The 10,979-nt window shown below is 72.0% G+C and carries 12 protein-coding genes, 1 tRNA gene and 1 pseudogene; 8 read left to right on the top strand and 6 right to left on the bottom strand.

All coding sequences use genetic code 11. The annotated features are described in order from the left end of the window. Positions 1–568 (top strand): annotated as a pseudogene (locus HMPREF0731_RS03985) (hypothetical protein); the annotation flags it as partial. 39 nt (positions 569–607) lie between these two features. Here HMPREF0731_RS03985 and HMPREF0731_RS03980 read toward each other — a convergent pair. Together HMPREF0731_RS03980 and HMPREF0731_RS03975 are read right to left on the bottom strand one after the other, a co-directional pair. Then, on the bottom strand, positions 608–1,588 hold the full coding sequence (locus HMPREF0731_RS03980; protein ID WP_007002740.1) for a ketopantoate reductase family protein: 981 nt from the start codon (positions 1,586–1,588) through the stop codon (positions 608–610). An 11-nt stretch (positions 1,589–1,599) separates the two neighbouring features. Further along, positions 1,600–2,799, bottom strand: a complete 1,200-nt coding sequence (locus HMPREF0731_RS03975; RefSeq protein WP_007002739.1) for a M20 metallopeptidase family protein — start codon at positions 2,797–2,799, stop codon at positions 1,600–1,602. A 454-nt stretch (positions 2,800–3,253) separates the two neighbouring features. Here HMPREF0731_RS03975 and HMPREF0731_RS03970 point away from each other — a divergent pair, with 454 nt between their 5' ends. The 3 genes from HMPREF0731_RS03970 (at position 3,254) to HMPREF0731_RS24950 (ending at position 5,614) form a co-directional block, all read left to right on the top strand. Next, complete coding sequence (locus HMPREF0731_RS03970) at positions 3,254–3,814, top strand: hypothetical protein (protein WP_245538240.1); 561 nt, start codon at positions 3,254–3,256, stop codon at positions 3,812–3,814. Between the two features lie 15 nt (positions 3,815–3,829). Continuing rightward, positions 3,830–5,332, top strand: coding sequence for a tripartite tricarboxylate transporter permease (locus HMPREF0731_RS03965; protein WP_007002737.1), 1,503 nt, complete (start codon positions 3,830–3,832; stop codon positions 5,330–5,332). 132 nt (positions 5,333–5,464) lie between these two features. Then, on the top strand, positions 5,465–5,614 hold the full coding sequence (locus HMPREF0731_RS24950; protein ID WP_007002736.1) for a hypothetical protein: 150 nt from the start codon (positions 5,465–5,467) through the stop codon (positions 5,612–5,614). A gap of 48 nt (positions 5,615–5,662) precedes the next feature. Here the strand turns inward: HMPREF0731_RS24950 and gluQRS are convergent, their stop codons facing one another. Continuing rightward, positions 5,663–6,514, bottom strand: coding sequence for a tRNA glutamyl-Q(34) synthetase GluQRS (gene gluQRS, locus HMPREF0731_RS03960; protein WP_007002735.1), 852 nt, complete (start codon positions 6,512–6,514; stop codon positions 5,663–5,665). A gap of 50 nt (positions 6,515–6,564) precedes the next feature. Here gluQRS and HMPREF0731_RS03955 point away from each other — a divergent pair, with 50 nt between their 5' ends. Continuing rightward, entirely contained in the window at positions 6,565–7,233 is a 669-nt protein-coding gene (locus tag HMPREF0731_RS03955) for an alpha/beta hydrolase (protein ID WP_007002734.1), read from the top strand. 163 nt (positions 7,234–7,396) lie between these two features. After that, a complete protein-coding gene (locus HMPREF0731_RS03950) occupies positions 7,397–7,975 on the top strand; it encodes an HNH endonuclease (RefSeq protein ID WP_051014655.1) in 579 nt (192 codons plus the stop codon). 8 nt (positions 7,976–7,983) lie between these two features. Here HMPREF0731_RS03950 and HMPREF0731_RS03945 read toward each other — a convergent pair whose 3' ends face one another. Together HMPREF0731_RS03945 and cysE are read right to left on the bottom strand one after the other, a co-directional pair. Further along, positions 7,984–8,451 (bottom strand): disulfide bond formation protein B, encoded by a 468-nt coding sequence (locus tag HMPREF0731_RS03945; RefSeq protein ID WP_007002732.1) that lies wholly within the window; start codon positions 8,449–8,451, stop codon positions 7,984–7,986. Between the two features lie 10 nt (positions 8,452–8,461). Beyond that, entirely contained in the window at positions 8,462–9,295 is an 834-nt protein-coding gene (gene cysE / locus HMPREF0731_RS03940; RefSeq protein ID WP_007002731.1) for a serine O-acetyltransferase, read from the bottom strand. 147 nt (positions 9,296–9,442) lie between these two features. On the opposite strand from cysE, the gene HMPREF0731_RS03935 reads away from it, so the two are divergent. After that, positions 9,443–10,066, top strand: a complete 624-nt coding sequence (locus HMPREF0731_RS03935; protein WP_007002730.1) for a glutathione S-transferase family protein — start codon at positions 9,443–9,445, stop codon at positions 10,064–10,066. A gap of 93 nt (positions 10,067–10,159) precedes the next feature. Further along, a tRNA-Leu gene (locus tag HMPREF0731_RS03930) sits at positions 10,160–10,245 on the top strand. Between the two features lie 26 nt (positions 10,246–10,271). Here the strand turns inward: HMPREF0731_RS03930 and HMPREF0731_RS03925 are convergent. Further along, a partial coding sequence (locus HMPREF0731_RS03925) for a peptidoglycan -binding protein (RefSeq protein WP_007002729.1) occupies positions 10,272–10,979 on the bottom strand: 708 nt, incomplete at its 5' end.

The raw sequence follows: 10,979 nt of genomic DNA, 5'->3' as shown, positions 1-10,979 counted from the left end.
GGCGCTGGGGCTCGCGGGCGCGGCCGGGCTCAGCCGCTGGTGCGACCGGGCGACGGCCGAGCGCCCGGCCGGTGCGCCGCTGTTCTGGACGCTGGGGGCCAATCAGACCGGCAAGGCGGCGATCAGCGCCTGGCGGGACTGGCTGGCGCCATCGCTTTCCACCGGCGCGCCGTTGCGCTTCTGGCCCTTCGAGGGCGGGCTGCACGCCCTGCTGGCGCCGGGCCGGGCGGTGCTGGCCGAGGTCTATCCGGCCGAGGCGATGCGGCATCTCGGCATCCGGCTGTCGGGCAGCAAGCGGGTGCGGGAGGCGCGGCGCGCTGCCGGGCCGGATCTGCGGCTGGCGATGGCGCGGCTGGGCGTGGTGGCCTCCGCCGGCTTGGCGCTGGCGGTGGAGGAGGGGTTCGGCGCGGATGCGGTGGGCGAGGACCGCTTCGACAGCGTGCTGGGGCTGTTGTGCCTGGTGGCCGTGCTGGACGGGCAGCGCCCCGATTTCGTGCCCGCGGACCCCTGGATCCAGCGCTGGGAAGGCTGGGTGCTGGGCCAGACCGCCATGCCTGCCCCAAACTGAAGGCGGGGTCCGGGGGGACCCTGTCCCCCCGGCCTTTTCTTACTGCGGCCTGTAAAGCCCCGCCGCCGTCGCCGCCTGGGTAGCCAGGGCGACCGACAGGTCGAGGGTCGGCGTCTCCACCCCTGCCAGCCGGGCCAGTTCCAGCGGCACGCGGAACAGGGCATCGATCTCCATCGGCCGCCCGAGTTCGAGGTCCTGCAGGATGGAGGGCTTGTGGGCGAGTCTGGAGGAGGCGGCGATGCGCTTCTCCAGCTCGAACTCGAAGCCCTGGCCGAGCGCCTCGGCGATCGCCATGGCTTCCTGCATCGCCCGCTTGATGGCCGCGCGCACGGCCGGGTCGGCCAGGGTGCCGCCGATGCCCTGGCGGGAGAGGATGGTGAAGGGCCCCTGGGCGAGGTTGCCCATCAGCTTCATCCAGACCTCGCGGCGGATCGAGGGCGTCACCTCGCCGGAGACGCCGCCGGCGCTCAGCGCGTCGGCCAGGGCCTGGGCGCGGGGGGAGAGGCTGCCATCGACCTCGCCCAGGATGACGCGGTTGTTGGCGTGCTCGACCTTCACCACGCCCGGCTCGGTGACGGTGCAGGCGGAGTAGACGACGCCGCCGAGCGTGCGCCCGACGCCGATGGCGTTGCGCACCGCGTCGCCCGGATCCACCGCCGGCAGGCGGCGGCCGTCGAGCGCGCCGCCATGGCGGTCGAAATACCACCAGGGGATGCCGTTCATGACGAAGGCGACGGTGGTGTCGGGCCCGAGCAGCGGCGCGATGGATTCGGCCATCTGCGGCAGGGAGGGCGCCTTGACGGTGACGATGACGGCGTCCTGCGGACCGAGCTCGGCGGCGCTGCCGGCGGCGACACGGGCCTCGAAGCGGCCATCCGGCGCCTCGATGGCCAGGCCGTTGCGGCGGATGGCGTCGAGCTGGGCGCCGCGGGCGACGACGCTGGTTTCGGCGCCGCCCTTCGCCAGCCGCACCGCCAGATGGCCGCCGATGGCGCCGGCGCCGAACACGCAGATCTTCATGGGCTGGCCTTTCACGCGGCGCGGGTCAGCAGGTCGAGGGCGATGCGCGACAGCGCCTCGACACCCGCCGGGATGCAGCCCTCATCGGGCTGGTAGTCGGCATTGTGCAGCCGGTCGTCGCGCCCCGGCGTGGCGCTGCCGATGCCGAGCTGGAAGGCGGGCACACGCTCGGCGAAGGCGGAGAAATCCTCCGAGCCCATGCTGGGCTCGCCCTCGGTGATCGCCTCGGCGCCGAATTGCGCGGCGAGCGAGCGCAGCGCCGGGTCGAGCACGCGGTCGCTGTTGACCAGCGGCGGCACCATGCGGCGGTACTCGAAGCTGGCGCTGACGCGCAGGCCCGTCTCGATGCCCTGGATCAGCCGGCGCAGCGCGGCCTCGGCGGTGTCGCGCGCCTCGGGGTGCAGGGTGCGCACCGTGCCCTTCAGCTGCACCCGCTCGGGGATGATGTTGTAGGTGGTGCCGCCGACCGACTGGCCGATGGTGACGACGGCCGGGTGCAGCGGCTTCACCTCGCGCGAGACCACGGTCTGCGCCTGGGTGACGAAATGCGCCGCCGCGACGATCGGGTCGACGGCCGCATAGGGGTGGGCGGCATGGCCGGAGCGGCCGCGCAGCGTCAGGTCGAACAGGTCGGAGGCGGCGAGGCAGGCGCCGCGGACGAAGCCGAATCGGCCGACCGGGGTGTCGGGGTGGTTGTGGAAGCCGAGTGCCAGGTCGATGCCCTCCGCCGCGCCATCGGCGATCATGGCGGCGGCGCCCTGCAGCGTCTCCTCGGCCGGCTGGAAGACCAGGACGACGCGCCCGGCCAGGCGGGGGGCCAGCTCCTTCAGGATGGCGGCGACGCCGAGCAGGGTGACCGTATGAATGTCATGCCCGCAGGCGTGCATCTTGCCCGGCACGGAGGAGGCGTAGGGCAGGCCCGTCTCCTCCTGGATCGGCAGCGCGTCCATGTCGGCGCGGATGGCCAGCGTCGGGCCCGGCTGGCCGCCCTCGATCAGGCCGAGGATGCCGGTGCGGCCGATGCCGGTGCGGTGCGGGATGCCGAGGCGCGACAGCTCGGCGGCGACCAGTCCGGCGGTGCGGACCTCCTCGAAGGCGAGTTCCGGATGGGCGTGGATGTCGCGGCGCAGCGCGACCAGCTGCGGCGCCAGGCTGGCGGCCGCCTGGCGGAGCGGCCCGGCGGGGTCATTGAACAGAAATTCGTTCGTCATGGCTTTGGACTTCCTGATGGCGCGGCCGCGAGACGGGCGGCGATGCGTTTCTTGCGCAGTGCAGTACATGAACTTTCATTCATGAAATGATGGCGCCTTGCTCCCGCACATTCCGGTGCCATAGGTTGCCCTGCATTCCGCTGAAGGGGGAGGGTGGAAAAGTGATAGCCCGCATCGCGGGGCAAGGTGCTGGGGACCGGCGACGGACCTCGCGCAACGCTCCTCGCGGATAAGCCGGGCCGGCGCCGTGTTTCCATCCTGACATCGCAGTCGAATCGAACCGGGCCTGGCGGCAGCCAAGGGGGCCCATCCGGCAGGAACTGATCGTTGGATCGGGGCGGCGGTGACGCGCCGTGTCCAACGCTGCCGGCGAGTGAGGGGCGCGTGTCTGCCGCACGCGGGGGTTCAAGAAGGGATCGGCATGAGGATCAACGCGAAAGATCTGGCCTCAGGGTTGCTGCTGCTCATTTTCGCGGCGGTGGGCCTTTGGCTGAACACGGAGCATACGCTGGGCACGGCGCGCCGGATGGGGCCGGGCTACATGCCGATGCTGGTGTTCTGGCTGGAGCTGGGGCTGGGCGCGATCGTGCTGGTCGTGTCCTTCTTCGGCGGGCTGGATCCGCTGGAGAAGTGGACCAAGCTCGATTTCACCACGCTGCTCGTCGGCACCGGCGCGACGCTGCTGGCCTATCCGCTGCTGGCCTCGGTGCCGGCGCTGTCGGCCAACTGGTACGCGCTGGGCATCGCGCTCGCCATCGGCTTCGGCATCGCCGCGGTCAGCCCGGGCTGGCGCAAGCTGGCCTTCGTGCTGCTCGGCATGATCGTGTTCGGCATCCTGCTGGAACAGGGCGGGCTGCTGCTGGCGATCACCGCGATGGTGGTGGTCGCGGCGCTGGCCGATCCCGACCACCGTCCGCTCGGCGTCGCCGGCTGCGTGGTGTTCCTGCTGGCGCTGTGCTGGTGGGTGTTCATCTACGAGCTCGACATCCGCGTGAATGTCTGGCCGGTGTTCTGAGGGCGCGAAGAGACCATGGAACTGCTGCTCGCTAACCTGGCGCATGGCTTCGGCGTCGCGCTCAGCTTCGACAACCTGCTCTTCGCGCTGCTCGGCGCGCTGATCGGCACGGCGATCGGCGTGCTGCCGGGCATCGGCCCGGTCGCCACCATCTCGCTGCTGCTGCCGATCACCTTCGGCCAGCCGGCCACCACCGCGATCATCATGCTCGCCGGCATCTATTACGGCGCGCAGTATGGCGGCTCGACCACCGCCATCCTGCTGAACCTGCCCGGCGAGGTCTCCTCCGTGGTGACCACGCTGGAGGGCTACAAGATGGCGCGCAACGGCCGCGCCGGCGCGGCGCTGGCCATCTCGGCGCTGGGCTCGTTCTTCGCCGGCTCGGTCGCGACCGTGCTGGTGGCGGCCTCCGGCCCGCTGCTGACCCAGGTGGCGCTGTCCTTCGGCCCGGCCGACTACTTCTCCCTGATGTTGCTGGGCCTGATCATATCATCGGTGCTGGCGCAGGGCTCGGTGGTGAAGTCGGTGGCGATGGTGGTGCTGGGCGTGGCGCTCGGCCTGGTCGGCACCGATGTGCAGACCGGCCAGCAGCGCTTCACCTTCGGCATCCCCGAGCTGTCGGACGGGCTGAACTTCGCGGCCATCGCGATGGGCGTGTTCGGCATCGCCGAGATCATCCTGAACCTCGAGAACCCCGAGGTGCGCAGCGTCCTCTCCACCAAGGTCGGCAGCCTGTTCCTGACCAAGGAGGAGTGGAAGCGGGCGACGCCCTCGGTGCTGCGCGGCACGCTGATCGGCTCGGCGCTGGGCATCCTGCCCGGTGGCGGCGCCTCGCTGGCCTCCTTCGGCTCCTATATGATGGAGCGGAAGATGTCGAAGGGCCGCGGCGAGTTCGGCAATGGCGCGATCGAGGGCGTGGCCGGTCCGGAGGCCGCCAACAACGCGGCCGCCCAGACCAGCTTCATCCCGCTGCTGACGCTCGGCATCCCCTCCAACGCCGTCATGGCGCTGATGGTGGGCGCGCTGATCATCCAGGGCATCCAGCCGGGCCCGCGCATGGTGGAAGCCCAGCCGGACCTGTTCTGGGGCCTGATCGCCTCGATGTGGATCGGCAACCTGATGCTGCTGGTCATCAACCTGCCGCTGATCGGCATGTGGGTGAAGCTGCTGCAGGTTCCCTACAAGTACATGTACCCGGCGATCCTGACCTTCTGCGCGATCGGCGTGTACTCGATCAACAACAGCGTCTTCGACGTCTACCAGACGGTGTTCTTCGCCGTGCTGGGCTACGTCTTCGCCAAGCTGAAGATGGAGCCGGCGCCGCTGCTGGTGGGCTTCGTGCTCGGCCCGATGATGGAGGAACATCTGCGCCGCGCCATGCTGCTCTCCCGCGGCGACCCGATGGTGTTCATCGAGCGGCCGATCTCGGGCGTGCTGCTCGGCATCGCCTTTGTGACGCTGGCGCTGATGCTGTCGCCCGCGATGCGCAAGAAGAAGGACGCCGCGATGGCGGGCTGAGCCCCGCCAGCGCCACCGGCCTGACGCCGCCCCGGTCGCAGGACCGGGGCGGTTTTCTTTTGCCGGCCATGCCGGCTTACCGCCGGCCAGGAAGCGGCCTAGGATGGTGCCGTCCCGGACAGGGAGGGTGCCATGTGGATCCGTTTCATCCTGGCCGCCGCTGGCGCGGTGACCACGCTGCTGGTGGCGCAGGACGCGCCGAATTTCGCCGTGGTGCAGGGCATCGTGGCGATCGCGCTGATCGCCGCCGTCATCTTCGTCATCGCCGCGCTGCGCCGCTGAGCGCCGGCCGGCCCTGACAGAACGAGAGGAGGGGGCGCGGGGGAGGATTCATTCTCCCCCGGTGCTGGCCATGCGGCGCACCGCTTCCGGGGAGAGGCCTTTCTCCCGCAGCCCCCGCAGCGTCGGCGCGTTGTCCCGCTTGGACAGTTTCTTCCCGTCCGCCCCCAGCAGCAGCCCGTGGTGGCAGTAGCGCGGCGCGCGCCAGCCGAGCAGCGCCTGGAGCAGCCGGTGCAGGTCGGTGGCGGGCGCCAGGTCCGCGGCCCGAGTCACCAGGGTCACGCCCTGCAGCGCGTCGTCATGGGTGACGCAGAGATGGTAGCTGGCGGGGATGTCCTTGCGCGCCAGGACGACATCGCCGAATCGCGCCGGGTCGCAGCGCCGGCGCCGGCCGTGCTCCAGGCAGGAGAGCGGCCGCGGCGCGTGGGCGAGCGCCGCCGCCATGTCGAGGCGCAGGGCGTAGGGCTCCCCGGCGGCGATCCGCGCGGCCCGATCGGCCGGGGAGAGGCGCCGGCAGGTGCCGGGGTAGAGCGCGCCATCCGGCCCGTGCGGCGCATGGCCGATGGCGGCGATCTCGCGGGCGATGTCGGCGCGGGTGCAGAAGCAGGGGTAGAGCAGCCCCAGGCCCTCCAGCCGGCCCAGCACGGCGCGATACTCGGGAAAATGCTCCGATTGCCGGCGCACCGGCCCGTCCCAGTCCAGCCCCAGCCAGGCGAGGTCCTCCAGGATGCCGTCCACGAAGTCGGGGCGGCAGCGCAGCGTGTCGATGTCCTCGATGCGCAGCAGGAAGCGGCCGCCGGAGTCGCGCGCCAGGCGCCAGGCCAGCAGGGCGCTGTGGGCGTGGCCCAGATGCAGCCGGCCGGTGGGGGAGGGGGCGAAGCGCGTGACCAGAGTTGCAGCCATGACGGATCGCGCGTAGCGGAGGCGGCCGGAGCACAGCAAGGGGAAGCCGCATGCAGGCGTTGGATGGGCCGCGTTGGGGGCCGCAGGGCGGGGCCAAGCCGCAGCAGATCGTTGTCCTGCTGCATGGCTATGGCGCCGATGGCAATGACCTGATCGACCTGGCGCCGCACTGGGCGCGGGCGCTGCCGCGGGCGCGCTTTGTCTCGCCGCACGCGCCCTTTCCCTGCGAGGCCGGGCCGTATGGGCGGCAATGGTTCAGCCTGGCCGATCGCAGCCCCGGCCCGATGCTGGCCGGCGCCCAGGCGGCGCGGCCGCTGCTGGACGCGCTGATCGCCCGCGAATGCGCCGAGGCCGGCCTGCCGGAGAGCGCGGTGGCGCTGATGGGCTTCAGCCAGGGCGCGATGATGGCGCTGTTCACCGGGCTGCGCCGCAGCGTGCCGCCCTTTGCCATCCTGGCCTATTCCGGCCGGCTGATCGGCGAGGAGCTGCTGGAGGCCGAGATCGCCAGCCGGCCCGAGACGCTGCTGGTGCATGGCGAGGTGGATGAGGTGGTGCCGGTGCAGTCCAGCCGCAGCGCCGAGGCGGCGCTGCGCGCCCGCGGCGTGCCGGTGGAGTCGCTCTACTGCCCGCGCCTGGCGCATGGCATCGACGATGCGGGGCTGAGCGCGGGGGCGCTGTTTTTGCAGCGCAACGCGGCGCGGCTGCCGGCGGGGGCGTGACAGCGGCGTGAAACCCGCCCGGCCGGTCCTTGCACCGGCCGCCCCGGGCTGGCATGAATCGGGCCGCACACCGGCGGCGCCACGATATCTGGGGCCTGACCGCCGGGTCTGGCCCCAGCACTTGCGGCGCGCAGCTTGAAAGGAGCGGCGCTTGCCTGACGGGATGTCTGCGGGAGGCCAGGGCGGCAGCGCCGCCGGCGGCTTCCCGGCCTTGGTGCTCAATGCGGATTTCCGTCCGCTGTCCTATTTTCCGCTGTCGCTGTGGTCCTGGCAGGATGCGGTGAAGGCGGTGTATCTCGACCGCGTCTCGGTGCTGTCGGAATACGACATGCTGGTGCGCTCGCCGCGCCACGCCATCCGGCTGCCCAGCGTGATCGCGCTGCGGGAATACATCCCGTCGGCGCGGCGGCCGGCCTTCACGCGCTTCAACGTGTTCCTGCGCGACAGCTTCTCCTGCGTCTATTGCGGCGATGAACGGCCGACCCAGGAGCTGACCTTCGACCATGTGATCCCGCGCAGCCGCGGCGGCCGCACCAGCTGGGAGAATGTCGTGACCGCCTGCGGGCCGTGCAATCTGCGCAAGGGCTCGAAGCTGCCGGCCGAGATCCGCATGTTCCCGCGCCAGGTGCCGCGCCAGCCGACCAGCTGGGAATTGCAGGAGAATGGCCGGCTGTTCCCGCCCAACTACCTGCATGAGAGCTGGCGCGACTACCTCTACTGGGACACCGAGCTGGAGGGCTGAGGCGCCGCTCAGCCGCGCCGCCGCGCCCCCCACAGCGCCAGCGCGCCGAGGCCCAGCGCATAGGCCAGGTTCATCCCCGCCATCGACACCGGCAGGCCGGGGATGAGGTAGGTGGGATCGTCGCAGGGCTTGGCCGGACGGTCGGAGAGGGCGTTCATCAGCTCCTCGACACTCGCCGCGTTGCCGGCGCTGGGGGCGGAGCAGGAGGGCAGGGGCGAGGGCCACCATCTCGCCTCCACCCCCACATGCACCACCGCCACGGCGCCGGAGCCCAGGATGGCCAGCCCCGCCAGGGTGAGCATCAGCCGGCGCGGCAGCACCAGCGCCAGCAGCGCCAGCACCGCGCCCGCCCAGTAGGGCCAGCGCTGCCAGAGGCAGAGGGCGCAGGGGTTCAGCCCGCCCCAGCGCTCGCTGGCGATGGCCAGCAGCGGGGCGGCGGCGGCGAGCGCGGCCACCAGCAGCGGAAGCGGAATCACGGGATCGGTGTCACTCCTCGGTGGGGTCGAGCATCTGGTCCATGGCGCGGGAGGGCTCGGCGCAGCCCGCCTGGCCCACCACCCGCGCCGGCACCCCGGCCACGGTGAAGCCCGAGGGCACCGGCTTCAGCACCACCGAGCCGGCGGCGATGCGGGCGCAATGCCCGACCTCGATATTGCCCAGCACCTTGGCGCCGGCGCCGATCAGCACGCCATGGCGGATCTTGGGGTGGCGGTCGCCGCCCTCCTTGCCGGTGCCGCCGAGGGTGACGCCCTGGAGGATGGAGACATTGTCCTCGATCACCGCCGTCTCCCCCACCACCAGCCCGGTGGCGTGGTCGAGGAAGATGCCGCGGCCGATCGCCACCGCCGGGTGGATGTCGGTCTGGAACACGACGGAGCTGCGCGATTGCAGCCACAGCGCCAGGTCGCGCCGCCCCTCGTTCCACAGCAGATGCGCCAGCCGGTGCGCCGTCAGCGCGTGGAAGCCCTTGTAGTAGAGCAGCGGCTCCAGCGCCCGGCTGGTGGCCGGGTCGCGGTCGACCACGGCCATGATGTCGCTGCGCACCGCCTCGCGCAGCAGCGGGTCCGCCTCCAGCGCCCGCTCCAGCGAGCGGCGCAGCAGGGCGGTGGGCAGGTCGGCATGGTCCAGCCGGTCGGCGACGCGGGTGGAGAGCGCCGATTCCAGCGTGTCGTGCTGCAGCACGGCGGCGTGCAGGAAGCCGGACAGTTCCGGCTCGCGCGCCGCCGCCGCCTCGGCCTCCTGGCGGATGCGCGACCAGACGGGATCGAGCGTCTCCGGCGCCTGGCGGGGCGGGCGGGGCTGGGGCAGGGCCTGGTTCATGCGGGGCTCCTTCGGGGCCGTGCGGCGCCCGCGCCGGGTCGTCACCGCACGATACCTGTTCCTGGCGCGGCCCGGGGTCAAGCGCCAGGGTGGCTGGACCGTCCGGCGGGGGACGCATAGCGTGGCGACGACAGCAGGGAGGACGCCATGCGAATCATCTGGGGCCGCGCCAACAGCAGCAATGTGATGAAGCTGCTCTGGTTCGCCGCCGAGACCGGCATGCCCTATGAGCGGCGCGACGCCGGCGGCGCCTATGGCCTGACGCAGGACGCGGCCTACAAGGCGATGAACCCGAACGCGCTGGTGCCGGTGCTGCAGGAGCCGGATGGCTGGGCGCTGTGGGAAAGCAACAGCATCCTGCGCTACCTGGCGGGCAGCACGCCGGGGGGCGAGGCGCTCTACCCCGCCGAGGCCCGCGCGCGGGCCGGCATCGAGCGCTGGATGGACTGGCAGCTGGCGCATCTCTCGGCGCCGATGACGACGATCTTCTTCACCCATGTCCGCATTCCCGAGGCCGAGCGCGACTGGCCGGCGACCGAGGCGGCGCGGCAGAAGGCGGCGGCCCTCTGGGCCCTGCTCGACCAGAGGCTGGAGGGGCGGGACTTCATCGAGGAGCGCTTCTCCCTGGCCGATATCGTCCTCGGCATCTTCGCGCATCGCTGGTTCGCCCTGCCGGTCGAGCGGCCGGAACTGCCCAATTTGCGCCGCTGGTATGACGGGCTGTGCCGGCGCCCCGGCTACGCCACCCATGTCTGCGTGCCGATGACCTGAACCGGCGCCGCGCCGCGCGCATCCGCTCGCGGACCCAGGTGACGCGCGGCGCGGCTTCCTGTATCTGGAAGCCGTCGCCTCCCCGGGCGGCAGGCGGGCGTGGTGGAATGGTAGACGCAGCGGATTCAAAATCCGCCATCCTCACGGATATGTCGGTTCGAGTCCGACCGCCCGCACCAGCTTCTTCCGCCGCGGAAATCTCCCCTCAGCGATCGGTGAGCCGCAGCTCGATGCGGCGGTTGCGGGCGAAGGCCTCGGGCGAATCGCCGCTGTCGATCGGCTGGTACTCGCCGAAGGCGGTGGCGGCGACGCGGTTGGGCGGCAGCCCCTCGCCGATCAGGAACTGCCCCACCGCTATGGCGCGCGCCGCCGACAGCTCCCAGTTCGAGGCGTAGCGGGCGCCGGCGCGCAGCGGGCTGCGATCGGCATGGCCGTCGACGCGCAGGATCCAGGCGAGGTCCTGCGGGAAGCGCCGCGTCACCTCCAGCAGCACCTGGGCGAGCGCGCGCAGCTGCTGCTGGCCGGCGGCGGACAGCTCGGCGCCGCCCACCGGGAACAGCACCTCGCCCTGGAAGACGAAGCGGTCGCCGACGATGCGCACCTCCGGCCGGTCGCCCAGCACGTCGCGCAGCCGGCCGAAGAAATCGCTGCGGTAGCGCTGCAGCTCCTCGACGCGGGCGGCCAGCGCCGCGTTCAGCCGCTGGCCGAGCTGGCTGATCTGCGCCTCCTTGTCGCGCCCGGACTGCTCCTCCGCCTCCAGCAGGGCGGCGATGCGCGACAGCTCGGCGCGCAGCTGCGTCACCTGCTGGGTCAGCAGCGCCACCTGGGCGCGGGCGCTCTCGGCCAGGCGGGCGTGCTCGCCGCCCTCGGCCTCGGCGCGGCGACGCGCCTCGGTGGCGGTGGCGGCGCTGGC

The sequence above is a fragment of the Pseudoroseomonas cervicalis ATCC 49957 genome, from assembly GCF_000164635.1.
Classification (GTDB): domain Bacteria; phylum Pseudomonadota; class Alphaproteobacteria; order Acetobacterales; family Acetobacteraceae; genus Pseudoroseomonas; species Pseudoroseomonas cervicalis.
The sequence above is the reverse complement of the archived record's forward strand: the minus strand, read 5'-3'. Positions and strand labels throughout refer to the sequence as shown.